This is a genomic window from Micromonospora sp. WMMD1120, assembly GCF_029626235.1.
Lineage (GTDB): Bacteria > Actinomycetota > Actinomycetes > Mycobacteriales > Micromonosporaceae > Micromonospora.
The window spans coordinates 4,969,347-4,994,319 of record NZ_JARUBO010000005.1 but is presented as its reverse complement, the minus strand read 5'-3'; the positions used below and the strand labels follow the sequence as shown (position 1 = coordinate 4,994,319).

Genomic DNA, 24,973 nt, shown 5'->3' with positions numbered 1-24,973 from the left:
CAGACGCCGCCGCGACGGGCCCGACCCGGTACGACGGCGGCGGCCGATCACCTATGGTGACCGGCCGCCGTCGCGTCGATCAGCTAGAGCTTCGCGGCGCCCGCCTCGGTGGCCTCCTGCACCGCCGAGGTACGACGGACCTCGGCCCGCTCGTCGCCGGCCTCCTCGCGGTCCGGGGCGGCCACCCGGGCCGCCCGGTTGGCGGCCGGGGCCGCCTGGTCACCGGTCACGCCGCCGCGGATCCGGTTGTTCGCGGCCACCTGGGCGGCCGGGTCGTTGGACGTCACCGCCAACTGGCCGTTGATGATGTTGTCGTCGACGGTGACACCACCGGTGGTGCTGGTGACGCTGACGTCCCCGCCCCAGTAGCCGCCGGAGGCGCAGCTGTCGAGAGCGCCGTTCGGGCCGAGCTGCACGCCGCCCAGGTTGCCGGCGAAGGTGGCCCGGCCCTGGACCGCGCTGCCGCACACCACGCTGCCGGTGGCGCTGTTGAGCACCGACAGCGTCCCGTCGACGAACGAGTCGTGCAGGTCGGTGTAGTAGGTGCCGGTGCTGCTGAGGTTGCGCTGCACCTGCGTGCCGTTGTCGAGCCGGACCTCACCGGCGTCGACGGTGACGTGCCCGGTGACCGTCGCCCCCTCGGCGAACAGGAAGCTGTCGATGGTGGCGGTGCCCTTCGGCCGTACGGTGACCGTGCCGGTGCGGGCGTCCTTCAGGAAGATCCCGTACCCACCGGCGGCGAGCACCACCTGACCGTCGACAGTCGTCTCGGTCGCGTCGAGGTAGCCGTCCGCGGCGACGCGTACCTCGCCGCTGATCCGGCCACCGTCGACCACCAGGTTGCCGCCGGCGGCGACGGTGACGTTGCCGGTGATCGTGGTGCCGGTCAGCGCGCAGGACTCGCCGGCCGGCACGAGCAGGTCGTTGGGCACTGTCACCGCGCCGCCGGTGCCGACACAGTGGGTGACCAGGTCGGCGTGAGCGGCGGGCGCCACGGCCAGCACCGAGGCCGCGATGACGGCGCTCACGGTGGCCAGCTTGGCGACGGTACGTCCGGGCATCGTTGCACTCCCTGTCGGTGAGGTTCGAGGACTCATGCGCCGACGTCCGATCGGGCCGCGGCCCGGACGATGGCGCCCTGCTGCCGTCGGTCGAGCGTGCCGCCGGTCAGGAGCGCGGCGGTGACCGCCTCCACGTGCCGGACGAACGCGGCGTGGTCGGGGTAGTCGGCGTGTTCGTCGATCAGATCGTTGATGGTGCAGCCGTCGCCGGTGTCCACGTTGGCCACCCCGGTGTCGTCGCCGTCGATGACCACAGTGGCCCGGGTGTCCGAGTCGGGGCAGGCGTCGGTGCCGTCGGCCACCACCGTGAACGTGGTCGACTGCTCGGCGGCGGCGTTCCCGGCGGTGTCGGTGGCCCGGTAGCGCAGAGTGTGCGCCCCGGTGGCGCGCACGGTGACCGGCGCGGTGTACGCGGTCCACGCGCCGGTGTCGAGCGCGTACTCGACGGTTGCCACACCCGAGTCGGCGTCGGTGGCCGTGACGGTCACCGTCGCCGCGCCGACGTACGCGCCGTCGTCGTTGCGGTCACCGGCCACCGTGGCGGTGACGGTGGGCGGGGTGGTGTCCTCGGCCGGTGGAGCGACGACGGTGAAGTGGGCCATCTGTTCGGCCGAGGTGTTACCGGCGACGTCGGTGGCCCGGTAGTGCAGCATGTGCATCCCGACAGTGGTCACGACGACCGGGTTCGTGTACGCGGTGAAGGCCGCCCCGTCCAACGAGTACTCGACGGTGGCGACGCCGGAGCCGCTGTCGGTAGCGGTCAACGTGGCGGTGGCCGTACCGATGTAGTTGCCGTCGCCGTCGCGGTCCCCGGCCAGCGCGGCGGTGACCTCCGGCGCGGTGGTGTCCTCCTCCCCCGGTTCGACGATCCGGAACGACACCGACCCGACCGCGCTGGTGTTACCGGCCCCGTCGGTGGCGCGGAACTGCACCGAGTGGTCGCCGATCGCGGTGACCCGTACCGGCGCGGTGTACGGCGTGAAGCTGGTGTCGTCGACCTGGTACTCGACGGTCTCCACCCCCGAGTCGGCGTCGGTGGCGGTGACGGTCACCGTCGCCGCGCCGAGGTAGTTGCCGTCGGGGTCCTGGTCACCGGCCACCGTGGCGGTGACCGTCGGCGGCGTGGTGTCGCCGCCCCCGCCGCCGTCGGTCACCACCAGCTCGCCGACCATCTGGCTGTGGCCGGGGATCGAGCAGAAGTACCGGTACCGGCCCGGGGTGAGGGTGACCGTCGCCTGGTGGCGGCCGTTGCTGGCGTCGAACGGGCTGGCCAGGATGTTGAGTGTGACGTCGTGGTTGTAGCCCTCGGTGCTGGTGTCGAAGGTCAGCGTGTGCGGCATGCCGGTGGTGTTGCCGGTGGCCGCGCTGTTCTCCCAGATGATCGTGGTCGCCCCGGCCACGGCGGTGGTGGGCGCGGACTTGTAGCGGGTGATGTCGTCGTCGGCGGTCCAGGTCAGCACCTGTTCCTCGGCGCGGGGGGCGGCGGAGGCGGACGGCGCTGTCAACGGGATCACCGTCAGCAGCAGCGCCGCCAACGCGGCGGTCAGTCGTCTGGTCATCGTCACTCCTAGAGTTCCCGTACGCGGACGTTGCGGAACTCGGCCAGGTCGTTGTCACCGTGGTTCTGCAGACCGATGAAGCCGCGCAGGAACTGCCGCAGATCGGTCGGCGGGTCGCCGGCACGCGACGACTGCTTGCCGGGCGTGTTGTCGAACTCGTTGATCACCACTCCGTTGCGGATCATCGTGTAGTGCTGCCCGACCACGCGGATCTCGTAGTCGTTCCACTCGTTCTTCGGCGTCACGCCGGCCTGGGCCAGCGGCACCGGGTCGAAGTTGTAGACCGACCCGGTCTTCTGCGGCTCGCCGCTATCGCCGTCGTAGATCTGGATCTCGTGTCCGCAGTAGATCGCCATCCAGGCGGTGGAGGTCCGCGCCGAGCCGACAGTGCCGCAACTGCCCGGCGGTCGTTGTTCCAGAGGGGTTCGCAGGTCCGGGAACCGGACGAAGACGCCGGTGTTGGCCCGGCCGGTGCCCGGCGCGATGTCCTTGAACTGCAACCGCAGCGAGAAGTCGCCCAGTTCCCTGGTGTGCCAGAGCATCCCCAGACCGCCACTGGGCCGCAGCGACCCGTCCGGCTGGATGGCGAACGATCCCGTCGGCGCCTGTTGCCAGCCGAGCAGCGACTCGGCGGTGCCGTCGAAGAGCGGCTCGTACCCGGTGTGCCCGTCCCGGCCGATCGGGGACGCGGCGGCCATCCGGGTGAGCGTGCCGGCCTCCCGGCTGCTCAGCAGGTCGTCGTCCTGCAACGCGCGGGCGACCGCGGTGACGTGCCGGACGAATCCGTCGTGGTCGGCCCAGGTGCTCTCGTCGTCGATCAGGTCGTTGGCGGTGCAGCCCTGCCCGACCGCGCGACTGGGCACACCGGTGTCGGTGTCACCGAGCCACACGGTCGCCCGGTCGTCGGCCACAGCGCAGCCCACCGTCACCGCGGTCGGCACCGTCGCCGTCTCACCGTCGGCGTACGTGACGGTCAGCTTCGCGGTGTAGCTGCCGACGGCGGCGTACGTGTGCCGGGGGTTCGCCTCGGTCGACGTGGCGCCGTCGCCGAACTCCCACCGGTAGCTGACCCCGCCGGAGCGGGCGCCGGTGAAGGCGATGGTCAGCGGCTTGTTCTGTACGGCGACCGCGGTGGCCGCCGGCGCCGGGGTGGGCGCGCCGCCGGTGTAGGTGACCCGGATCAGCTTCTGGTTGGGGTGCAGGCTGAAGAAGCCGCCGCCGTAGTCCAGCAGGTAGAGCGCCCCGTCCGGGCCGAACTTGGCGTCCATCCAGCTCTGCAGACGGGTGTCGCCGTTGCCGCCCGGGATGATGGCCCGCAGCGACTCGGCGTACACCGGTGGGGCGGCCTGCGGCACGCCGGCGGGGTCGACGGTGACCGCGACCCGGTTGGACGCGTTCGACTGGTCGCCGATGAGCCACTTGCCGTCCCAGTGCTCCGGCCAGGCCACCCCGCTGGTGGTGTCGACCAGCTCCCGGTGGTAGGTCGGGCCGGACATGATCGCCTGCCCGCCGCCGCGCAGGTACGGCTGGGTGTAGGTGGCGTCGGCGGCGACGTAGGTGGGCAGGCCGCTGCCGTCGGTACGCGTCGGGAAGACCGGGCCGCCGCCGTCGGGTGAATACCAGATCATGTTGTCCCGGGCCGCCGGGATGTCCACCAGCCCGGTGTTGCGGGGTGAGGTGTTCTTCAGGTTGTCGCAGTCGTACCAGCCGGTCAGCACCGTCGCGTCGGTGCTGCTGCGGTCCCGGTACGGCTGCCGGTTGCCCATGCAGTACGGCCAGCCCTGGTTGCCGGCCGAGGTGATGATGGTGGCGGTCTCGTACTTGGCCGGGCCCAGGGTGGGGCTGGGCGACGAGGCGTCCGGGCCGACCCAGCCGGCGGTCAACCACTGGTGCACCGGGTCGATCTGGAGCCGGGCGATGTTGCGCACGCCCATCACGTAGATCTCCGGCCGGGTCTTCTCGGTGCCCGGCGGGAACAGGTTGCCCTCCGGGATGGTGTACGTGCCGTCCGGCTCCGGGTGGATCCGGATGATCTTGCCGGCGAGGTCGTTGGTGTTCCCCGACGTACGGCGGGCGTCCTGGAAGGAGATGCCCTGGTACTCCTGGGTCCAGTTGTTGCCGGAGTAGCCCTGCGACCCCTCCGAGGAGTTGTTGTCCCCGGAGCCGACGTAGAGGTTGCCCTTGGCGTCGAACGCCATGCCGCCGCCGGCGTGGCAGCAGCTGTGGATCTGCACCGGGAACCGCAGCAGGTCCTTGCGGGTGGCCTGGTCGATGGTCTGCGCCTGGCGGTCGTAGGTGAACCGGGAGACGGTCCGCTGCCCGACCCGCTTCTCCCTGTCGATCGACTCGTGCGGCATCCAGTAGACGTAGAGCCAGCCGTTCTCGGCGAACGCCGGGTCGGGCACGATACCGAGCAGACCCTCCTCGTTCTTCACCAGTTCGGAGCCGCTGCCCCGGTTGCCCATCACCTCCAGGGTGGTGAGCAGTTTGACCTGCTTGGTCCGCGGGTCCCAGGAGTGGATGGTGCCGCAGCCCAGGCCGACCTTCGGGTTGGTCCAGTCCGCGATCGGGCCGCTCGGGCAGGCCGCCTTGCCGACGTAGAAGACGGTGCCGTCGGGTGCGATGGTGAGCCCGTGCGGCTCGCCGATCTGGTCGAGCTGCCCGGTCTGGTTGGCGGCGGTGAGCCGCTCCACCTTGTAGTTGGCGGCGATGGTGGCCTGGCAGTCACCGCGTACCCGTCCGGTGGTCCAGTTCAGCGCCCCGGCGAGGTGCGCGCGGAACGCCTCCTCGCCGTAGCTGCCCTCGGTGTGACCCATGCCGGTGTAGAACGACCGGCCCCCGTCGTAGTCCCGGCACCAGGACACCGGGTGGAACGCGCCGTTGGCGCCCGCCCCCGCGTCGTAGTGCCGCTCCTCGACCTGGGCGAGGGTGTGCACGCTGCCGATCGGGTTCGGGTCCCAGTTCTCCCAGCGGTCGGAGCGGGTCAGGGTGAGCGGCAGCGACGCGGTGGCTGGGTGCTTGCGGTCCAGGATGTTCACCACCGCGCGGTTCACCGCTGGCGGTTCGGGGGCGGTGGTGCTGCCGGTGAACAGCCGCAGGTCGGCGAGCTGGGTCAGCGGCTCTCCACTGTTGGCGGTGATGTTCAGGCGGTAGCGGGTGAACTCCTGCGGGGTGGCGATGTCGAACCGGCGGGTCTGGAACCGGTCCGGGAAGGTCTGGCCGGTGCGCTTGTCCAGATCGGTCCAGCTCTGACCGTCCGTGGAGCCCTGCAGGGTCCAGTCCTTCGGGTCGCGGCCGGAGGAGTCGTTGGCCGACGTCAGGGCGTACCCGGTCACCCGCTTGGCGGCGGCCAGCTCGTAGGCCACCCAGGCGGTCGGGGTGCGGACCAACCACTTGGTGTTGGCGTCCGCGTCGGTCAACTTCTCCTTGGTCTCGTTCGGCGGGTTCTCGCCGCTGGCGGTCACCTTCGCCACCGGCTCGGCCACCGGGATGGCGCCCGCCGGGCGGGCGCCGATCAGGCCGGTGAACCAGGTGGAGTCGACCTGCGCGCGGGCCGCGTCGGCGATGCCGACGAAGCCGCCGCCGGCCTTGACGTAGCTCTGCAGCGCCGACTCCTGGTCGCGGTTGAGCGCGGCGCCCGTCGCGGAGAGAAAGACCACGCTGCGGTACGCCGACAGTGCGGCCGCGGTGAACGTGGCCGGGTCGGTGGTGGCCGTGACATCGATGTCATGACCGGCGGCAAGCTGTCGGATGGTGTCGACGGCGCGCGAAACCGGGTCCTGCTGCTCGGCCGCCGGGCCGTGGAACACGAGGACCGCCGTCCGGGCTGGCGGTGCCGCCTGCGGGGCGGCCGCCGGTCGGGGCGCCGCCGCCGCGCTCGTCGCCGGCAGCAGTGTCACGAGGGCCGCTATCGCGGCGAGAGTTCGTCGTGGTGTTCTCATCATCGGATCCCCACTGTCGGTGCGGTCAGCTTCCGTGCGTGTGGGCGTGGCCCTGGAACCGGTGGATCGCCTCCTCGGCGCCCGGCGGCATGCTGCCGTCGGCGTTGCGCACCAGGAAGATGCCGGCCATGCCGCCGTCGGAGTGGCTCTGCACGTGGCAGTGGTACATCCACGCGCCGGGCCCGACGCCCTCCCCGGCCAGCACCTGGAAACCGAACGAGCTGCCCGGGTTGAGGTCCTTGTTGTCGACGACCAGGCTCGGGTCGCTCGGCCCCTCCAGCATCCCGGTGCGGTTGTCCGCCCAGCGGTGCGCGTGCAGGTGGAAGGTGTGGAACAGGTTGCCGTGGCCGATGGCGATCCACTCGACGCGCTCGCCCAGGTTGGCCTCGAACATCGGGGTCGCCGGAGCCATCCGGTTGTTGATCGTCATGTCGTGGAACACGGCGGTGAACTGCTTCGACGGCAGGATGTCGCCGCGCCGCCGGACGATCAGCGCGCCGTAGAGGCCCTTGGCGACGCCGGCGGTGCCGTGGTCGGTGCCCATCGCGTGATCGTGGTAGTGCCAGTAGCCCGCGCTGCCCGGCATGTACCGCCGGCCGGCGGCGGCCACCATCTCGTGCGAGCGCCAGACGTACGTCCGTGTCTCACCGGGGTTGTTGAACGAGGCGTTGAACGGGCTGCCGTCGGAGTCGGTGCTGTAGTCCACCCCGTGCGGATGGATGGACAGCCGCTGGTCGGTGGTGTTGACCAGGGTGATCTCCAGGGTGTCGCCCTCGTACATCTCGAGGACCGGGCCGGGGACGGTGGCCTGGCCGGGCGCCAGGCCGTAGCCGAACAGGTTGCCCGGCAACTGCTCGGCGTAGATGGTGATCTTCTTGGTGACGCCCGCGGCGGCCCGGGCGGGGCTGCCTCCGAGGGCGCTGCCGATCGCCGGGGCGGCGGCGCCCATCGCCCCGGCGGCGAGCGCTCCGGTGGCGAACAGTGATCGGCGGGACAGGTGGCGGTGGGAGCCAACGGCGTGATCGTCCATGGGTCTCCGTTCCCGACCGGGCGAAGACGCGACGATGGCACTGTGCATCGACCGCCGAGCGTGAGGGGCGGTGGCACGACCGAGGGTGAGGCTCGTCGCGTGCTTGCTCGGAAGACTCAGAACTTTCGATGGATGACAGCAACTTATGTAATCCATCGACAAAAGTACAGCTCTGATTGCAGAAAGATTACCTTGACATCACGACGACAGTCGATTGACATGGAGCTGACACGGAGACAGCAGCCGGGCCGCCGTCGATGCGGCAACCCGGCCGCACAGCGGTGTCTCGTGCGTCAGAGCTGGTGGCGGTCGTCCGTCGGCAGGCTGGGCGCCTGCGGCGGCTCCGGCGCCTGGTCCGGCTGCCCGAGTTGGGCGACATGAGTCGGGTCGAGGACCCGGGAGAGGAACGCACGGGTCCGTTCGTGCTTCGGCGCGCCCAGCACCTCCTGCGGTGGCCCCTGCTCGACCACCACACCACCGTCCATGAAGACCACCCGGTCGGCCACGTCACGGGCGAACGCCATCTCGTGGGTGACCACCATCATCGTCATGCCGTCCTCGGCCAGCGCGCGCATGACGGTGAGCACGTCGCCGACCAGCTCCGGGTCGAGCGCGGAGGTCGGCTCGTCGAAGAGCATCAGCTTCGGCTCCATCGACAACGACCGGGCGATCGCCGCCCGCTGCTGCTGCCCGCCGGAGAGCTGCGCCGGGAAGACATCGGCCTTGTCGGTCAGGCCGACCCGCTCCAGGTTGGCCCGCGCGATCCGCTCGGCCTCGGCGCGGCCACGTCGCAGCACCTTGCGCTGCGCGACGGTGAGGTTGTTCAGGACGGTCAGGTGCGGGAACAGGTTGAACGACTGGAAGACCATGCCGATGCCCCGACGGACCGCGTCGATCTCGACGTCCGGGTCGGTCATCTCGACCCCGTTCACCCAGATCGTGCCGGCCGTCGGCTGCTCCAACAGGTCGACGCAGCGCAGCAGCGTCGACTTGCCGGAGCCGGACGGCCCGATGACACAGACCACCTCGCCCTGGCCGACCTCGAAGTCGATGCCCTTGAGCACCTCCAACGACCCGAAGGACTTGTGCAGGTCACGGATCTCCACCGCGGGGCGGTTGGGCGTGGTCGTCATGCGGGTCACCGAGCCTTGGCGTAACGGAGTTCGAGGCGTCGTACCACCTGGGACAGCGGCAGCGTGATGATCAGGTAGGCGAGACCGGCGACCAGCAGCGGAGTGGCGTTCACCCGGTCGTTCAGCATGTCCCGACCGAACTTGGTCACCTCGATGGTCTGCGCCGTGACACCCAGCACGTACGCCAGCGACGAGTCCTTGGTGAGCAGGATCAACTCGTTCGTCAGCGGCGGGATCACGATCCGGAACGCCTGCGGGATGACGATCGTGCGCATCGCGGTGAAGTGCGACATGCCGAGCGTCCGGGCCGCCTCCATCTGTCCCTTGGGGACGGCCTGGATGCCGGCCCGGATGGTCTCCGCCATGTACGCCGCGGCGGTCAGACCGAGACCGATGGCGATCGAACCGAACACCCCGCCCGGAATCTCCCGCTCGGGGAAGGCGATCGGGATGCCGTACCCGACGAGGAAGAGCACCAGCAGCGCGGGCAGACCCCGGAACAGCTCGATGTACGCGGTCGCCACCCAGCGGTACGGCGCCACCCGGGACAACCGCATCAGCGCGAGGATGGTGCCGAACACGAGACCGAAGGCGAACGCGCCGAGGGTGTAGAGGATCGTGTTGCGCAGCGCGACGGTGATGATCTCCGGGAACATCGACTCGATGATGTCGACCCGGAAGAACGCGTCCTTCAGGCGACCCCAGTCCGCGGCGAAGAGCACCGCGGCGATGACGGCGATGAACACCAGGTACTGGAGCCCGAGGGACAGCCGCTCCCGCTGGCGGCGTCGCAGCTTCACGTTCGCTCGTTGCCTTCCCGGAGGTTTACCGACACGCCTGGCGCGCGGGTCGCGCGCCAGGCGTCACTGCGCGGTGCTCAGGCGCTCGGCCGCTTACCGATCCACTTCTCGTAGATCGTGTTGTACGTGCCGTCCTGCTTGGCCTTGGCCAGCGCCTCGTTGATCTTTTTGAGCAGCTCGGGGTTGCCGTCCTTCTTCACCGAGAAGCCGTACTGCTCGCCGGTGTCGAACTCGGCCGCCACCTGGAACCCGCCCGGGTTCTTCTTGAGGTATTCCGTCCAGACCGGCAGGTCGTTGATGGCGGCCTCGACCTGGCCGTTGGCGAGCGCCTGCTGCTCGGCGGCGAGGTCCTCGAACTCGACGAGTTGGAGGCCCTTCTCCTTCTCGAACTTGCGGGCGTAGTCGCGACCGGTGGTGGCCGCCTGGACACCGACCTTCTTGCCCCGGAGGTCGTCGAGCGACGTGTACGGCTTGCCGGCCTTCACCAGCATGGCCTGGGTGGCGTCGAAGTACGGGTCGGAGAAGTCCATCACCTTTCGCCGCTCGTCGGTGATCGTCATGCCCGCGGCGGCGGCGTCGCACTTGCCGGTGTTCAGGTCCTGACCGGACTTGATGCCCTCGAACGGAGTGTCGATGATCGTCTGCTGGACGCCCAGCTCCTTGGCGACCAGGTCCATGACCTCGACGTCGAAGCCGGTCACCGTGCCGCTGGCGTCCTTCGACTGGAACGGGGGGTACGGCAGGTGGGTGCAGACGGTCAACTTGCCGGCCTGGACCAGCTTGACCCCGTTCGCCTGAACCTCGCTGTCGTCCTTCTTGGCGCATCCCGCCGTCAGGGCGAGGGCGGCGACGGCCACGACGAGGCCGGCCTGACGGACGGCGGTTGGGAACCTCACGGCTGTGCCCCTCCGGTTCGGCCCCCCTGATCGCGGGAAGCCAGGTTGGTGCGTGGACTTGTGCGAGGCGACGCTACCCGATTCCCCGTGCCAGACCCAGATCACGACGGACCGTCGGTTCGCCTGCGGGACCGGGGTTCCGCCGACGTGGTGGGAACCCGGCGTGGGCAAACCCGACGTTCGGGTAGCAACAGGTCCTAGCCGCCGGTTCCCTCGGCCGCACCGTCCGGGGTCAGGGCTCCCTCGTGCTGGTCTGTGTCCAGGAACACGTGCTGGTGGCCGTGGCCGGCGTCGATGCTGATCTGGTCGAGCTGGGTCGCCGCGACCGACCAGAGCGTCGCGGCCTCGGTCGCCTGCCGGGCGCAGAGATCGAGCAACGCCGCCCGCTGCGCCACCGGAACGCCGGCGGCCAGCGCGTACGCGTCGGCGGCCAGCGACGCCTGCTGGACCGCCGCACGCAGGCCGCCGCGCGCCACGTTCGTCGCGGTGGTGCCCGAGGGCGGGTCGGCGAACGGCTTGGCCGCCTCGAGCATGGTCTCCTGCCAACGGCGGGCCTGGGCCGGGTCCGGCGCCCGCCCGGAGGTCTTCTCCTCCTCGATGGCGGTGAGGACGGGAGCGACCTGGTCACGGACCCGGCGGGCCGTCCCGATCAGGTCCGCGATCTGCTGCTTGTCCCGCTTCGCCTCCGCCTCCTTGAGGCTCGCGATGGTCGACTCGGTGGCGTCCGGCTGCCCGATCGCGTGCCCGACCAACCCACCGAGCAGCGCGGCGACCAGCGCGACCGCGCCGGCGACGAGCACGACAGTCAGGGTCCGGCGCTGACGCGTGTCGGGCCTGTCCACCAGATAGGAAGGCCGGCCGGTGCGACGCGCCATCGCATCTCCTCACATCGATTCTCCTGGGTGCCACAGGGTAGCCGCCGACGGCGAGATCCGTCGATAGCCGACCGCGACGTGGTCGCAACCTGGCGGTGGCACCCACACCAGGCCCGACGGCCGGATCCGACGGAGCCCCGGCCAACCGCTGTCGGGTTGACCGGGGCTCGTCAGTGGGAACCTGTCAGACCAGGTCGAAGCGGTCCAGCTCCATGACCTTGGTCCAGGCGGCCACGAAGTCGGTGACGAACTTGTCCCGGCCGTCCTGGCTGGCGTAGACCTCCGCGAGGGCCCGCAGCTGCGAGTTGGACCCGAAGATGAGGTCGACAGCGGTGGCCGTCCACTTCACCTCGTCGGTGGCCAGGTCGCGGATCTCGTACACGTGCTCGTCGGTCTTCGACGCGGCCCACCGGGTGCCCGGCGACAGCAGGTTGGCGAAGAAGTCGTTGGTGAGCACGCCCGGCCGGTCGGTGAGGACCCCGTGCTGGGTGCCACCGGTGTTGGCGCCGAGGGAGCGCAGACCGCCGACGAGGACGGTCATCTCGGGCGCGCTGAGGTTGAGCATGTAGGCGCGGTCGATGAGCAGCACCTCCGGCTGGGTCTTCTCGCCCGGACGCAGGTAGTTACGGAACCCGTCGGCACGCGGCTCCAGGACCCGGAACGACTCCACGTCGGTCTGCTCCTGGCTGGCGTCGGTGCGGCCCGGCCGGAACGGCACTGTCACCTCGACACCGGCGTCGCGCGCCGCCTTCTCCACCGCGGCCGAGCCGGCCAGCACGATCAGGTCGGCCAGCGAGATCTTCGCCCCACCGGCGGCGTTGAACTCCTGCTGGATGCCCTCGAGCGTGCTCAGCACGCTCGCCAGCTGCTCCGGCTGGTTGACCTCCCAGCTGCGCTGCGGCTCCAGGCGGATCCGCGCGCCGTTGGCGCCACCGCGCTTGTCGGTGTTGCGGAAGCTCGCGGCGGACGCCCAGGCGGTGGAGACCAACTGGGCCGTGGTGAGACCGGACTCGAGCACCTTGGCCTTGAGGGCGGCGACGTCGGCGTCACCCACCAGCTCGTGGTCGACGGCCGGCACCGGGTCCTGCCACAGTTGCGGCTCCGCCACCCACGGTCCGAGGAAGCGCTCGATCGGGCCCATGTCGCGGTGCAGCAGCTTGTACCACGCCTTGGCGAAGGCCAGCGCGAACTCGTCCGGGTTCTCCAGGAAGCGGCGCGAGATCTTCTCGTACGCCGGGTCGACGCGCAGCGACAGGTCGGTCGTGAGCATCGTCGGCTTGTACTTCTTCGACGGGTCGAACGGGTCCGGGATGATGGCCTCGGCGTCCTTGGCGACCCACTGCTTCGCGCCACCCGGGCTGGTGGTCAGCTCCCACTCGTAGCCGAACAGGATCTCGAAGAAGCGGTTGCTCCACTGCGTCGGCACGTCGGTCCACGTCACCTCGAGACCGCTGGTGATCGTGTCGGCGCCCTTGCCGCTGCCGTGGGTGCTCAGCCAGCCCAGGCCCTGCGCCTCCAGCGGGGCGCCCTCCGGCTCGGGACCGACGTGGTTGTCGGCGACACCGGCGCCGTGGGTCTTGCCGAAGGTGTGGCCACCGGCGATGAGGGCGACGGTCTCCTCGTCGTTCATCGCCATCCGGCCGAAGGTCTCACGGATGAAGTGCGCCGCCGCCGCCGGGTCCGCGTTGCCGCGGGGACCCTCCGGGTTGACGTAGATGAGGCCCATCTCGGTCGAGCCGACGCCTGCGGACATCTCCTTCTCGGAGGTGTAGCGCTCGTCGCCCAGCCAGGTGTCCTCCGGACCCCAGAAGATCTCCTCCGGCTCCCACACGTCCTCGCGACCGAAGCCGAAGCCGAAGGTCTTGAAGCCCATCGACTCCAGGGCGACGTTGCCGGCGAGCACGAGCAGGTCGGCCCAGGAGATCTGCTGGCCGTACTTCTGCTTGACCGGCCAGAGCAGCCGGCGGGCCTTGTCCAGGTTGGCGTTGTCCGGCCAGCTGTTCAGCGGCGCGAACCGCTGCCCGCCGTCGCCCGCCCCGCCGCGGCCGTCCTCGATCCGGTACGTGCCGGCGGCGTGCCAGCTCATCCGGATCATCAGGCCGCCGTAGTGCCCGAAGTCGGCCGGCCACCAGTCCTGCGAGGTGGTGAGCACCTCGACGATGTCCCGCTTGAGCGCCTCGACGTCGAGCTTGGCGAACTCCCTGGCGTAGCTGAAGTCCGCGCCCAGCGGGTTGCCCTTGGGCGAGTGGGCGTGCAGCACCGAGAGGTCGAGCTGGTTGGGCCACCAGTCACGGTTGGTGCGCGGGCGGCCACCGGTCTTCGGGGTCGGCGAGTCGATCGCCGGGTTCTCGCTCTCGCTGCCGTGGGCGGTCACCGAGTCGTGCGCGACCGGGCAGCCGGCGGCTGCCTTCTGGTCCACACCCTGCGCGCTGACGGGGCCGTTGTCCTGGGTGTCGCTCATGAACTTCCTTCCGAGCTTGCGGATCTCTGGGGCGTGCGGGCGGTCGCGCAGTCGGGGCAGGTGCCCCAGTAGACGACCTCCGCCTCGTCGACCACGAAGCCGTGGTCGTCGGAGGCGGTGAGACAGGGGGCGTGACCGACGGCGCAGTCGACGTCGGCGATGGCGCCGCAGGAGCGGCACACGATGTGGTGGTGGTTGTCCGCGACGCGGGACTCGTAGCGGGCGATCGCCCCGGCGGGCTGGATGCGTCGCACCAGGCCCGTGTCGGTGAGCACCCGCAGCACGTCGTAGACGGCCTGGTGGGAGATCGTGGGGTGATCGGCCCGGACCAGCGCGATCACCGCGTCGGTGGCGATGTGCGGGTGGTCGCGCAGCGCCGCGAGCACCGCCAACCGTGGTCGGGTCACGCGCAACGAGGCGGCCCGAAGTTGCGCCTCGAAGTCGGTCGTCACGGGTAGGAACACTAGCCCACTATTCTGGAACGAATCAAGTTTGGCACCACCTCGGGATGCCGCAACACCGGACGATTCACCCGAGGTTAACCTGCCTGAGGAAAAAATCCGGGCAGCGATGTCGAGACCCGGCGATCGGCTCCGTCCCCGAGGTGAACGTGACCACAGAGGGTCGCCACCGCACCAAGGAGAAGCACATGGCCAAGTACCTGCTGCTGAAGCACTACCGGGGCGCCCCGGCCGCGGTCAACGACGTGCCGATGACCGAGTGGACGCCGGAGGAGATCTCGGCCCACATGCGGTACATGAACGACTTCGCGGCCCGGCTGGAGGAGACCGGCGAGTTCGTCGACGCCCAGGCGCTCGCCCCCGAAGGCACCTTCGTCCGGTACGACGGCGAGGGGCGACCGCCGGTCACCGACGGCCCCTTCGCCGAGACCAAGGACCTCATCGCCGGCTGGATGGTGATCGACGTCGACAGCTACGAGCGGGCCGTCGAGCTGGCCGGGGAGCTGTCCGCCGCTCCCGGGGCGGGCGGCAAGCCGATCCACGAGTGGCTCGAACTGCGACCCTTCCTCACCGAGCCGCCGACCGTCACCGAATGACCACCGAGCTGGACGAGGCGCTGCTGCGCAGCCTCACGCCGGGCGTGCTCGGAGTCCTCGTCCGCCGCGGAGTCGACTTCGCGGCGGCCGAGGACGCCGTGCAGGACGCGCTGGTCGAGGCGGTCCGCGCCTGGCCGGCCGATCCCCCGCGCGACCCGCGCGGCTGGCTGGTCACCGTGGCCTGGCGCCGGTTCCTGGACGCGGCCCGCGCCGACACCGCACGGCGTCGGCGCGAGGATCTCGTCGACGAGGAGCCGGCGCCCGGGCCCGTTCCCAGCGCCGACGACACGCTCCAGCTCTACTTCCTCTGCGCGCACCCGTCGTTGACGCCGTCGTCCGCCGTCGCGCTCACGCTGCGCGCCGTCGGCGGGCTCACCACCCGTCAGATCGCACAGGCCTACCTGGTCCCCGAGGCGACCATGGCGCAGCGCATCAGCCGGGCGAAACGCACCGTCACCGGCGTACGCCTCGACAGACCCGGCGACGTCGCCACCGTGCTGCGCGTCCTCTACCTGGTCTTCAACGAGGGCTATTCGGGAGACGTCGACCTCGCCGCGGAGGCCATCCGGCTCACCCGGCAACTCGCGGCCGTGATCGACCACCCCGAGGTGGCGGGGCTGCTCGCGCTCATGCTGCTGCACCACGCCCGGCGTGCCGCCCGTACGGCGGCCGACGGCAGCCTGGTGCCGCTGGCGGATCAGGACCGCGGCCGCTGGAACACCCGGATGATCGCCGAGGGCGTGCGGATCCTCCAGGCGGCCCTCGCTCGCGACAGGCTGGGCGAGTTCCAGGCCCAGGCCGCCATCGCGGCGCTGCACGCCGACGCGCCGACGGCGGAGGCCACCGACTGGGTGCAGATCGTCGAGTGGTACGACGAACTCACGCGACTGACCGACAGCCCGGTCGTCCGGTTGAACCGGGCGGTGGCCGTCGGCGAGGCGGACGGGGCGCGCGCCGGCCTGGCGGCGCTCGCGGCGCTGGACGACACGCTGCCCCGGCACACGGCGGTGTCGGCGTACCTGCACGAGCGTGACGGCGACCTCGCGACGGCGGCACGGCTGTACGCCACGGCAGCCCAGAAGGCGCCGAACCTCGCCGAACGCGATCACCTGACCCGCTCGGCCGCCCGCCTGCACGCCCTCCGAAAAGTCTCCGGAACTTCCGACCAATTCTGATCGGGACCTGATCCAGCAGCGAGATCGCGCCGACTCGGCCTGGACCACTGATCGACTACTGACCTCGGTTGATGCTTTCCGCCACTGGATCATGGCCGGGGCCGCTGTTGCCGACGTGTTTCCGGAACTTGTTGACAAGACAACGGCCGGGTCAATACGGTCCCCATCGACGGCACTCAATCGCCGTCAATGTCAGTCAGCGCGACCCACTCCTCCGGTCGTCGTGCAGGACGACCGGCCACCACCACCGAGCGGTATGACGCCCGTGGCCGTTACCCGGCCACCGGCAGCCTGCTGGGGCGTACCGCGCCGCTGGCCTCCGGCCAGCTGTCACAAGGAGGAAACACGTCCATGAGCGACACCAGCCACACCCCGATCACCCCGGGAAGACGCGGCCGCATGCGGCTGCTCCTCGGCGCCGCCTGCGCCGTCGCCCTGGCGGTCACCGGCACGGTGACGGCCACCAACGCGTACGCCGAGGCCGACCGCACGGTCAGCTCGAGCACCACCGGCACCCACAACGGTTACTACTTCTCGTTCTGGAAGGACAGCGGCAACGCCAGCATGACGCTGCGCGAGAACGGCCGTTACTCCAGCAGCTGGGACCGGAGCACCAACAACTGGGTCGGCGGCAAGGGTTGGGCCACCGGCAACCGGCGTACGGTCAGCTACTCGGGCAGCTACAACCCGGGTAACAACAACACCTACCTCGCCCTGTACGGATGGACGCGCAACCCGCTCATCGAGTACTACGTGGTGGAGAACTTCGGCAACTACAACCCGAGCAGCGGCGCCCAGCGGCTGGGCACCGTCACCACCGACGGCGGCACCTACGACATCCTGCGCAGCCAGCGGGTCAACGCCCCGTCGATCGACGGCACCCAGACGTTCTACCAGTACTGGAGCGTCCGCCAGCAGAAGCGCTCCAGCGGCACCATCACCACCGCCAACCACTTCGACGCCTGGGCCCGCGCCGGCCTGAACCTCGGCAGCAACCACTCGTACCAGATCATGGCCACCGAGGGCTACCAGAGCCAGGGCAGCTCCGACATCAACGTCTGGGAGGGCGGCGGCGGCAACCCGACCACCCCGCCGACCACCGGCAACCCGGGCACCGGCAACTGCACCGCGGTGCTCTCCGCCGGTCAGTCGTGGGGTGACCGCTTCAACCTGAACGTCGCGGTCAGCGGCACCAACAACTGGGTGGTCAGCCTCGGCCTCGGTGGCGGCCAGAGCATCCAGAACAGTTGGAACGCCTCCGTCAGCGGCACCAGCGGCACCGTCACGGCCAGGCCGAACGGCAACGGCAACAACTTCGGCATCACGATCATGGCCAACGGCAACTGGAACTGGCCGACGGTCAGCTGCCGTACCAGCTGACACCGAACGTCTGACACCACACCTCTGGCGTGGCGGCCCCCGGCCGTCACGCCAGAGGTGTGCCGGGGCCGCCGACCGGCACCGGGCGTCAGACGGTGACGACCACCTTCGCCCGCGCGTGCTCGACCTCGAGGTAGCGCAGGGCCCGGGGCACGTCGCGCAGCGGATAGGCCCGGTCGATGACCGGGGTGAGGCGGCCGCTCTCGGCGTGGACGCGGAGCGCGTCGAGGTGCCGCCGACCGGGCACGGCCGCGAGGACGACGACGCGGTGCCGCACGAACGGCGCCAGCAACCGCCCCCGCGCGATGAGCCCGAGCGGCCCGATCAGGCTGCCGCCGCGGTAGACACCGCCGCCGGAGAGCACCAGCGTCCCGGTCGGGGTGAGCACCCGGCGCAGCGCCGTGAGTGAACGGTTGCCAACCAGGTCGAACACCGCGTCGTAGCGGCGGGTGTCAGTGGCGAAGTCGGCGCGTGTGTAGTCGACGACGTGCGCGGCGCCGAGCGACCGGACCAGCTCGACATTGCGGGTGCCGCACACGGCGGTCACCGTCGCGCCGAGCGCCGTCGCCAGCTGGGTCGCCAGCGTGCCGACGCCACCGGACGCCCCGTTGACCAGGAGGCGGCAGCCGGGGCCGACCCGCCCCGCCTCCAGACCCAGGAGCGCGGTGGCGCCGGCCAGCGGCAGGGCGGCGGCCTGCTGCGGGGTCAGGTTCGCCGGTCGCGCCGCGACCAGACCCTCCGGCACGCACACGTACTCCGCGAACGCGCCGCCGGCCTCTCCGAGATCGCCGAAGACGGCGTCGCCGGGGCGGACGTGTCGCACCCGGTCGCCCACCGCCTCCACCCGGCCGGCGAAGTCCCGGCCGGGGATGCGCGCGCGGGGCCGCGACCACCCCATCGCCAACCGCGCCATCCGGGGATCACCCCGCATCACATGCCAGTCGTACGCGTTGAGCGCGGCCGCCTCGACGCGGACGAGCACGTCGTCGGCGGCGGGCGTCGGCGGGTCCACGTCGGCGAGCGTGAGCGCCTCGGGTGGGCCGTACCGGTCCTGGACGATCGCCTTCATGCGGGTCACCCCTCCCCTGGTGTACGGCGTACACCCTCCTGCGGAAAAGGCTAGGTGTACGCCGTACACCTGTCAAGGAGATTAGGGTTCGGTTGACCGACGGACGACGAGGAGCGAGATGGCCGAGCAGGCGGAGACGCTGCGCCGCACACCGCTGAGCAGGGATCGGGTGCTACGCGCCGCCGTCGCGCTCGCCGACGAGACCGGGATCGAGTCGCTCAGCATGCGCAACCTCGCCCAGGACCTGGGCGTCGTACCGATGGCCCTCTACAAGCACGTGTCCAACAAGGACGAGCTGCTCGACGGCATGATCGACGTGGTGGTCGGCGAGATCGACGCGCCCGGGTCGGACGCCGACTGGAAGTCCGCCGTCCGACAGCGCATCCTCTCGGCTCGGCGGACGCTGCGCCGGCACCCCTGGGCGCCGCTCGCGATCGAGTCGCGGAACATGGCCACCCCGGCCATCCTCGCCTATCTCGACGGGGTGATCGGGACACTGCGGGCGGGAGGGTTCTCCGTCGACCTCGCCCACCACGTGATGCACGCCATGGGCAGTCGCGTCCTGGGCTTCAGCCAGGAACTCTTCGACGCCTCCCGACGCGCCGGCCGGTCCGGCCGCGGCGAGCCGGACCCGCCGGCCGCTCTACCACCGGAGATCGCGGCCCGGTTCCCGCACGTCGCGGAGGTGGCTCTGGCGGCCGCGCACGACGACGGGTCGGTCCTCGGCCAGGGCTGCGACGACCAGTTCGAGTTCGAGTTCGCGCTGGACCTGCTGCTGGACGGCATCGAGCGCCTGCACCGGCAGGGCTGGGCGTCGCCCCGCGAGGGCCGGCAGAGCGACGGATGACAGCGGCGGGGCGGGCGCACCGGGCGCCCGCCCCGCCGTCAGGTCACCGGCCGCTCAGCTGCTCAGCCGGGCCAGCAGAGCGGTGGCCATGCCCTGCTCACCACGGGCGTTGGGGTGGAAGGGCGCTGCCGAGTTCTGCGGCACCAACCCCTCGACCCACCGGGTGCCGCTGCTCTTGCACGCGTCCCGGCCGATCGACGGGGTGTAGACGTCGGCGTAGGTGGCGCCGTTGGCGCTCGCGGCGGTGGCCAGCATCGCGTTGAGGGACTTCTCGATGGTGCGCAGGTACGGCACGTCCTGGTAGGCGATCGGCACGACGGGCCAGCAGCCGTAGCCGGTGTCCGGCAGGATCGCCGGGTAGCCCAGGACCACGACCCGGGCGTTCGGCGCGGCACGCCGGATCGCCTGGAGCGTGGCGGTGATCTTCGGCGTGGCGGCGACGATCCGCTGCTGCAACTGGTCGACGCCACCGGCGGTGTACTGGTTCTTGCACGGCGACCCGAGAGGACTGCTGACGCTCGCCTCCGCGCAGGCGCTGATGATTCCGGAGAAGCCGATGTCGTTGCCGCCGATCTGCACCGTCACCAGCGCGGTGCTCGAGGTGACCGCGTTCAGCTGCGGCGGCAGCGTGATGCCCAGCTGCCCGCTGCCGCCGTAGAGGATGTCGTCGGTGGTGGCGCCGGAGCAGCTCACGTCGACGAACGACGAGGAGCCGGCGGACGCCGCCACCAGCGACGGGTAGTTCCGGTTGGACCGCAGACAGTTCAGGTCGACCTGGGTGGGGATCAGCGGCCCGGCGGTGTACGAGTCACCCAGCGCGACGTAGCGGCCGGTGGGCACGGCGGCGCTGGCGGGCGTGGCGACGGTGAGCAGCACACCGGCGGTGGCGACGGCGAGTGCGGCCAGCCGGGTGGCTGCCCGCAGCAGGGGCAGGCGGGGACGGGTCATGGCGCCTCCCAGGAGGGATCACGGTGGGGTGGTGCCGAGATCCTTTCGCCGCCGACGCCGCTCGTCAATATCGATGAACCTCACTAAAAATCCGCCCGAAGTGTGGGATGGATCGGTGTCGCTCAATCCACCGGCGCATACCACTGCGCGCCGGTGACCCTGATCCGCCGGGACTGCTTGCGGTTCCACTCCACCCGCATGCCGTGCCGGCGCAGCACGGGGAACGCGACGTCGTCGAGCAGCCGCTCGAGATCGGCCTGGTAGCCGGCCTGCTGCTCAGCCTCGGACAGGCGCTCGTAGGCGGCCTCGTCGAAGTCGGGCGGAGGGTAGACGCCGTAGCCGAGGTAGACCTCGCCGTCGGCACTGGCGAGCAGAGACTCGGTGTCCTGCTGGTGGAACCAGAGGTATCCGCGCCAGTGCCGGGAGTCGTCGCGCTCGTCGTCGATCTCAGCCCCCGCGCAGGTGCCACAACAGCTGAAATTGGCCCGGGCCAACACCCCCAGGTCGTTGAGCTCGGCGAAGGCACGGCTGATGTTGCCGTGCACCTCGCCCCACTCACGCTGCTGCGCCCGCCGGGCGGTGAGCGCCCTGTCGTGCGCCTCCCGCAACTCGTCGTCGGTGGTGCCGCAGCGCTCCTCCTCGTCGTCGAAGAAATCGACGAACTCGTCGGCGTCGGTCTCGCCGCGCACGATCCAGGACCACAGCTCGTCCTCGATGGTGGTGCGGTCGGGCTCGGGAATGCGGTCGGTGAGGAAGCGGACGCCCTCGGGGCGGTCGTTGTAGGTCCACGCGGTCACGACGGAGATCGTCACACGGACCTCCGACGATCCGGAGACGAGGACGCCCGGCGCGGGCCGTCAGGCGCCGGCGGGCACCTGGTCCTTGACGTCGTCGTAGCCGGCCGCGCCCGGCGCCGGCGCCGGCGCGTAGATCACGCGGAGCACACCCGTCGGGAACGCCTCGGACGCCACCACACGCAGGTGGTACGCGGCGTCGCCCTCGTCGAACAGCCGGCGACCCTTGCGCGCCGCCACGGGGTGCACCAGCAGCCGCAGCTCGTCCACCAGCCCCGCGGCGAGCAGTTGCTGCACCACGGAGATCGACCCGGGGATGAGGATGCCGCGCACACCGGCGTCGGCCTTGAGGGCGGCGACGGCGGCGGGCAGCTCCCCCTGGATCAGCTCCGAGTTACGCCAGGAGAACTCCAGCGGCTGGCGCGAGACCACGACCTTGCGCATGTCGCCGAGCTGCTTGGCGAACGGCGCGTCCTCGCCACCGGCGGCCTCCCGGTCAGGCCACGCCCCGGCGAAGCTGTCATAGGTCTCGCGACCGATCAGCAGCACGTCGGCGGTTGCGTAGTCCTCGGTGACGGCGCGACCCATGTTCTCGTCGAAGTACGGGAAGTGCCAGTCCGGGTCGATCTCGGCCACGCCGTCGGCCGAGATGAACAGCGTGGAGATGACAGGTGCCATCGCGGTGCCCCTTCGAGTCAGGTGATGTCGACAGATCGACCGGCGCATCATCCCAGAACCGTCGGACACAATCCCGTTTCCGGCGCCGCAGGTCGCGCCGCAACGGGGCGGGCGGGCCCGGCGTCCTGCCGGACCCGCCCGGATGGTCGGGTTGTGCGGTCAGCGTTGCAGGGTCAGCAGACCCGGCCGGTACGGCAGCAGCCCGTAGTCGCCACCGGAGTTCGGTGAGCGACCCTGGTAGAGCAGTTGCAGGTTGCACGGGTCGACGGTCATCGTCTGGTCCGCGTTGGTCCGCAGCAGCTCACCGTGGCTGATGTCGTTGGTCCAGGTGGCGCCGCTGTTGGCCTTGCCGGCGAACGGGTTGCTCTCACTGGTGGCCTGCGGCGTCCAGGTGCCACCCAGGCTGCTGGCGGTGAACGACCGGAAGTAGCGGCCCTGCGAACCGATCGCCTCGACGATCATCAGGTAGCGGTTCTGCCCCTGGAGCTTGTAGACCTGAACGGCCTCGAACAGGTTGTTCGTCGAGTCCGTCATGATCGTGGTGTAGTTCGAGCCGAAGCTGCCCGGGAAGTTCCCGATCGGCATGCTGGCCCGGTAGATCCGGCCGTTGTCACCGGCGAAGAACAGGTACATGTTCTGGTCGTCACCGATCAACGCCTGGTCGATCGGGCCGGTGCCGGAGTTGGAGATGCTGCCGCTGAACAGCGTCTGCGGCGACGACCACCCGTTCGCGTTCGTCGGGTTGGTCGACGTCCGGTACGAGAACGCCGGGCCGCCCCACTGGTACGCCAGCACCCAGATGTTGCGCGGCGCGAAGTAGAACAGCGACGGCGCGACGGTCGCGGAGTTCATCGGGTTCTGCGTCGCCGACGCCATCTGCGAGTAGTTCGTGAACAGGCTGAAGTTCATCGAACCCCACCTGGTCCCGGTGTCGTGGGTCGTCGCGTAGACGAGCTGCTGGCCGTTGTACGGCGCGACGGTGAAGTCCTTCAGCGAGACCCAACCCGACCTCGGCTGCGCCAGCGCGCCGGTCGACGACCAGCGGTACGTCGACGGCAGGTTACACGTGGTCGGCGGCGTCGTGGGCGGATCGGTCGGCGGGTCGGTAGGCGGGTCGGTCGGCGGGTCGGTCGGCGGGTTCGTCGTACCGCCGGTGCAGGTGACGCCGTTGAGGGCGAAGGTCGTCGGCGCGGGGTTGCTGCCCGTCCACGACCCGTTGAAGCCGAACGACACGCTGCCGTTGGTCGGGATCGCGGCGTTGTAGCTCACGTTCCGCGCCGTCACCGCCGCGCCGCTCTGCGTCAGCGTCGTGTTCCAGGCCTGCGTCACCGTCTGCCCGGCGCCGTAGGACCACGTCAACGTCCAACTGCTCACCGCGTCACCCAGGTTCGTGATGGACACGTTGGCCCCGAACCCGCCCTGCCACTGCGACGACACGGCGTACGTCACCGAGCACCCGGCGGCGGCGGCGCCGGCCGGCAACGCCGCGACAATCGAGGACGACACCACTAACGCGACGCCGGCCGATACCAGGCCGACATTGGTGGCTCTGGATCTCTTCATTAGCACCCTCCTGACGGGACGGCGGCCCATGCATTGGTGGTGGTCGCTGCCGCATGATGCTTGTGAGCGTTAACAGGCCGCGTCCGACATGCTACGGGAGCGCTCCCACACCCTCAAGACACGCGCTCAGGAGACCGTCGTCGAAAATACGTCGAACTGGTTGCCACGCTGCCCGTAGTGCGGCAGATAAAGCTTCCAGGTAATGGTCAGCTCGCGACCCGAACGCATCGCGGCAGGTACCTCGACGACCATTTCGAACACGGCTACGCCGCGGGCCGGGATCTGGGCGAGCGGGTGGCAGTTCAACCGGTACAGCTGTGCCGTGTTCACCGCCTCGTTCGTCGCGTCGCCGAGCGAGAAGCGCTCCACCAGGTAGCCGGGGCACGGGTCCAGCGCGAGCGGACGTCCGGTCGGGTTGCCGAGCGTGACCCGGAACGTGACCGGCGAGCCGGCCTTCACCGTCGTCGGGCCCTGGACATCGACGGTGAGCTGGTCGAGTGGCGAGGACCGGGGCGTCGGCACCACCGCCGGTTCGGTGAATCCGCTCGCGTACAACGTCGCCCGCGCACGGGGGTTGACCCCCTCCCCCTGGGGGCAGCCCGGACGGTCGTCGGCGGTGACCGGCGCTCGCAGGGTGCCGCCGTCGTCCGGCAGTTCGATCGCCAGCTCCACCGGCGGTCGCACGGACTGGCAGAACGGCCCCGACCAGTCCAGGCGCAGGCGCGCGTGCCCACCGGCCGGCACCGCGACGACCCGGCTCCGCCCCGCCTCGTCGATGTCGTGCGTGTAGTGCATGGGGATCTCGCGCTCACCGGCGAGCATGGTCGTGGGCACCTCACCCCGCACTGTGCACTCGACAGTGGACGTGTTGCGCACGTCCACCTCTCCGATGAGCTTGCCGATCGCCGCGTCGAAGCCTCGGGGAGTCTCGCCACCGGCGCCCGGACGCGTCCAGGTGTCGAGCCGGCCGGACAGCTGCTCGGCCCGGCACGGCGCACTTCCGGGGGCCGGGACACGCGGCCCGGCGGGACGACCGTTGAGGTCCTCCGCCGTGATCCTCAGGTCGGCCCACGGAACACTGCCGTCGGGGAGCAGCGCGGTGGGCGCAGCCTCCGCGACCGACCCCTCCGCGCGGTCCGCCGGAGCGGTCGGCTCGGCGCACGCCGCGCCGACAGCGAACACCATCAGCAGCGGCACCAGCAGTCGACGCATCCTGTCACCTTCACACAAGCGCACCGCGCGGAACCTGAGTAGCCGTGCTCAGGCGCTGACAGTGGTGACCGGAGTGCCCAGCTCGACGGTGCGGGAGACGGTGCACAACCTGTCGTGCGACTGCTGGAGCGACCGGGGCAGCGCCTCTCGGGCCCTGTCGCCCTCGGCGCCCTCCGGGAACGTCACCGAGAACTCGACCTTCAGGTTCTGCATCCGGTTACCGCCGGCCTCGTCCCGGATCTTGTCGCCGGTGACCTGGACGACGAAGCGGGTCGGCTCGGCGCGACGGCTGGTGATGTAGTCGACGTCCACGGCGGTGCAGCCGCCGATGGCGGCCAGCAGCAGCTCCACCGGTGTGAAGCTGGCGTCGTCACCGGTGCCCACCGTCACCGACCCGCCCCGCACGTTGCGTACGAAGTAGCTGCCCAGGCTGGCGCGCTCGATCTCCACCGAGCGGAAGCTGTCGTCACTCATGGCACGAACCTACCCGGAGG

21 protein-coding genes are annotated in these 24,973 nt (G+C 70.5%); 4 read left to right on the top strand and 17 right to left on the bottom strand.

Features of this window, described 5'->3' with window-relative positions; genetic code table 11:
- Positions 1-83: 83 nt before the first annotated feature.
- The 10 genes from O7634_RS22860 to O7634_RS22815 all read right to left on the bottom strand — a co-directional run bounded on the left by O7634_RS22860 (position 84) and on the right by O7634_RS22815 (position 14,208).
- A complete protein-coding gene (locus O7634_RS22860) occupies positions 84-1,061 on the bottom strand; it encodes a hypothetical protein (protein WP_278152169.1) in 978 nt (325 codons plus the stop codon).
- 32 nt (positions 1,062-1,093) lie between these two features.
- The gene (locus O7634_RS22855; protein ID WP_278152168.1) at positions 1,094-2,620 is read right to left on the bottom strand and encodes a plastocyanin/azurin family copper-binding protein; all 1,527 of its coding nucleotides are present in this window, start codon (positions 2,618-2,620) and stop codon (positions 1,094-1,096) included.
- An 8-nt stretch (positions 2,621-2,628) separates the two neighbouring features.
- Complete coding sequence (locus tag O7634_RS22850) at positions 2,629-6,561, bottom strand: ThuA domain-containing protein (RefSeq protein ID WP_278152167.1); 3,933 nt, start codon at positions 6,559-6,561, stop codon at positions 2,629-2,631.
- Between the two features lie 25 nt (positions 6,562-6,586).
- Positions 6,587-7,591, bottom strand: a complete 1,005-nt coding sequence (locus O7634_RS22845; RefSeq protein ID WP_278152166.1) for a multicopper oxidase domain-containing protein — start codon at positions 7,589-7,591, stop codon at positions 6,587-6,589.
- 293 nt (positions 7,592-7,884) lie between these two features.
- Positions 7,885-8,724, bottom strand: coding sequence for an amino acid ABC transporter ATP-binding protein (locus O7634_RS22840; RefSeq protein WP_278152165.1), 840 nt, complete (start codon positions 8,722-8,724; stop codon positions 7,885-7,887).
- 5 nt (positions 8,725-8,729) lie between these two features.
- The gene (locus tag O7634_RS22835; RefSeq protein WP_278152164.1) at positions 8,730-9,524 is read right to left on the bottom strand and encodes an amino acid ABC transporter permease; all 795 of its coding nucleotides are present in this window, start codon (positions 9,522-9,524) and stop codon (positions 8,730-8,732) included.
- Between the two features lie 77 nt (positions 9,525-9,601).
- Positions 9,602-10,420 carry a basic amino acid ABC transporter substrate-binding protein gene (locus tag O7634_RS22830; protein ID WP_278152163.1) on the bottom strand — a complete coding sequence of 273 codons (819 nt, stop codon included), beginning with the start codon at positions 10,418-10,420 and terminating at the stop codon, positions 9,602-9,604.
- Positions 10,421-10,617: 197 nt separating this feature from the next.
- Positions 10,618-11,295: a hypothetical protein gene (locus tag O7634_RS22825; RefSeq protein ID WP_278152162.1), complete on the bottom strand. Its 678-nt coding sequence runs from the start codon at positions 11,293-11,295 to the stop codon at positions 10,618-10,620.
- A 184-nt stretch (positions 11,296-11,479) separates the two neighbouring features.
- Positions 11,480-13,756 (bottom strand): catalase/peroxidase HPI, encoded by a 2,277-nt coding sequence (katG, locus tag O7634_RS22820; protein WP_278152161.1) that lies wholly within the window; start codon positions 13,754-13,756, stop codon positions 11,480-11,482.
- The gene (locus O7634_RS22815; RefSeq protein WP_278152160.1) at positions 13,753-14,208 is read right to left on the bottom strand and encodes a Fur family transcriptional regulator; all 456 of its coding nucleotides are present in this window, start codon (positions 14,206-14,208) and stop codon (positions 13,753-13,755) included. The genes katG and O7634_RS22815 overlap by 4 nt, the downstream gene beginning before the upstream one ends.
- A gap of 197 nt (positions 14,209-14,405) precedes the next feature.
- Here O7634_RS22815 and O7634_RS22810 point away from each other — a divergent pair, with 197 nt between their 5' ends.
- The 3 genes from O7634_RS22810 to O7634_RS22800 all read left to right on the top strand — a co-directional run bounded on the left by O7634_RS22810 (position 14,406) and on the right by O7634_RS22800 (position 17,368).
- Positions 14,406-14,813 (top strand): YciI family protein, encoded by a 408-nt coding sequence (locus O7634_RS22810; RefSeq protein ID WP_278154050.1) that lies wholly within the window; start codon positions 14,406-14,408, stop codon positions 14,811-14,813.
- An 8-nt stretch (positions 14,814-14,821) separates the two neighbouring features.
- Entirely contained in the window at positions 14,822-15,988 is a 1,167-nt protein-coding gene (locus tag O7634_RS22805; RefSeq protein ID WP_278154049.1) for a DUF6596 domain-containing protein, read from the top strand.
- A gap of 351 nt (positions 15,989-16,339) precedes the next feature.
- On the top strand, positions 16,340-17,368 hold the full coding sequence (locus O7634_RS22800; protein ID WP_278152159.1) for a glycoside hydrolase family 11 protein: 1,029 nt from the start codon (positions 16,340-16,342) through the stop codon (positions 17,366-17,368).
- An 88-nt stretch (positions 17,369-17,456) separates the two neighbouring features.
- Here O7634_RS22800 and O7634_RS22795 read toward each other — a convergent pair whose 3' ends face one another.
- Positions 17,457-18,437, bottom strand: a complete 981-nt coding sequence (locus O7634_RS22795; RefSeq protein ID WP_278152158.1) for an NAD(P)-dependent alcohol dehydrogenase — start codon at positions 18,435-18,437, stop codon at positions 17,457-17,459.
- 118 nt (positions 18,438-18,555) lie between these two features.
- Between O7634_RS22795 and O7634_RS22790 the strand changes: the two genes are divergently transcribed.
- Positions 18,556-19,284, top strand: a complete 729-nt coding sequence (locus tag O7634_RS22790) for a TetR/AcrR family transcriptional regulator C-terminal domain-containing protein (RefSeq protein WP_278152157.1) — start codon at positions 18,556-18,558, stop codon at positions 19,282-19,284.
- Between the two features lie 54 nt (positions 19,285-19,338).
- Here O7634_RS22790 and O7634_RS22785 read toward each other — a convergent pair whose 3' ends face one another.
- The 6 genes from O7634_RS22785 to O7634_RS22760 all read right to left on the bottom strand — a co-directional run bounded on the left by O7634_RS22785 (position 19,339) and on the right by O7634_RS22760 (position 24,953).
- Positions 19,339-20,232, bottom strand: coding sequence for an SGNH/GDSL hydrolase family protein (locus tag O7634_RS22785; RefSeq protein WP_278152156.1), 894 nt, complete (start codon positions 20,230-20,232; stop codon positions 19,339-19,341).
- Between the two features lie 122 nt (positions 20,233-20,354).
- Positions 20,355-21,029: a hypothetical protein gene (locus tag O7634_RS22780; RefSeq protein ID WP_278152155.1), complete on the bottom strand. Its 675-nt coding sequence runs from the start codon at positions 21,027-21,029 to the stop codon at positions 20,355-20,357.
- A gap of 60 nt (positions 21,030-21,089) precedes the next feature.
- Entirely contained in the window at positions 21,090-21,704 is a 615-nt protein-coding gene (locus O7634_RS22775; RefSeq protein WP_278152154.1) for a dihydrofolate reductase family protein, read from the bottom strand.
- A 159-nt stretch (positions 21,705-21,863) separates the two neighbouring features.
- Positions 21,864-23,267: a non-reducing end alpha-L-arabinofuranosidase family hydrolase gene (locus O7634_RS22770; RefSeq protein ID WP_278152153.1), complete on the bottom strand. Its 1,404-nt coding sequence runs from the start codon at positions 23,265-23,267 to the stop codon at positions 21,864-21,866.
- Positions 23,268-23,393: 126 nt separating this feature from the next.
- The gene (locus O7634_RS22765) at positions 23,394-24,479 is read right to left on the bottom strand and encodes a hypothetical protein (RefSeq protein ID WP_278152152.1); all 1,086 of its coding nucleotides are present in this window, start codon (positions 24,477-24,479) and stop codon (positions 23,394-23,396) included.
- Positions 24,480-24,527: 48 nt separating this feature from the next.
- Positions 24,528-24,953, bottom strand: a complete 426-nt coding sequence (locus tag O7634_RS22760; RefSeq protein WP_278152151.1) for an OsmC family protein — start codon at positions 24,951-24,953, stop codon at positions 24,528-24,530.
- Between the last annotated feature and the right edge of the window lie 20 nt (positions 24,954-24,973).

Coding starts and splice junctions, on each gene's coding strand:
- O7634_RS22825 (WP_278152162.1), bottom strand. CDS start 11,295: ATGGCGCGTCGCACCGGCCGGCCTTCCTATCTGGTGGACAGGCCCGAC.
- katG (WP_278152161.1), bottom strand. CDS start 13,756: ATGAGCGACACCCAGGACAACGGCCCCGTCAGCGCGCAGGGTGTGGAC.
- O7634_RS22860 (WP_278152169.1), bottom strand. CDS start 1,061: ATGCCCGGACGTACCGTCGCCAAGCTGGCCACCGTGAGCGCCGTCATC.
- O7634_RS22790 (WP_278152157.1), top strand. CDS start 18,556: ATGGCCGAGCAGGCGGAGACGCTGCGCCGCACACCGCTGAGCAGGGAT.
- O7634_RS22775 (WP_278152154.1), bottom strand. CDS start 21,704: ATGGCACCTGTCATCTCCACGCTGTTCATCTCGGCCGACGGCGTGGCC.
- O7634_RS22850 (WP_278152167.1), bottom strand. CDS start 6,561: ATGAGAACACCACGACGAACTCTCGCCGCGATAGCGGCCCTCGTGACA.
- O7634_RS22840 (WP_278152165.1), bottom strand. CDS start 8,724: ATGACGACCACGCCCAACCGCCCCGCGGTGGAGATCCGTGACCTGCAC.
- O7634_RS22770 (WP_278152153.1), bottom strand. CDS start 23,267: ATGAAGAGATCCAGAGCCACCAATGTCGGCCTGGTATCGGCCGGCGTC.
- O7634_RS22845 (WP_278152166.1), bottom strand. CDS start 7,591: ATGGACGATCACGCCGTTGGCTCCCACCGCCACCTGTCCCGCCGATCA.
- O7634_RS22760 (WP_278152151.1), bottom strand. CDS start 24,953: ATGAGTGACGACAGCTTCCGCTCGGTGGAGATCGAGCGCGCCAGCCTG.
- O7634_RS22785 (WP_278152156.1), bottom strand. CDS start 20,232: ATGACCCGTCCCCGCCTGCCCCTGCTGCGGGCAGCCACCCGGCTGGCC.
- O7634_RS22800 (WP_278152159.1), top strand. CDS start 16,340: ATGAGCGACACCAGCCACACCCCGATCACCCCGGGAAGACGCGGCCGC.
- O7634_RS22855 (WP_278152168.1), bottom strand. CDS start 2,620: ATGACCAGACGACTGACCGCCGCGTTGGCGGCGCTGCTGCTGACGGTG.
- O7634_RS22810 (WP_278154050.1), top strand. CDS start 14,406: ATGGCCAAGTACCTGCTGCTGAAGCACTACCGGGGCGCCCCGGCCGCG.
- O7634_RS22795 (WP_278152158.1), bottom strand. CDS start 18,437: ATGAAGGCGATCGTCCAGGACCGGTACGGCCCACCCGAGGCGCTCACG.
- O7634_RS22765 (WP_278152152.1), bottom strand. CDS start 24,479: ATGCGTCGACTGCTGGTGCCGCTGCTGATGGTGTTCGCTGTCGGCGCG.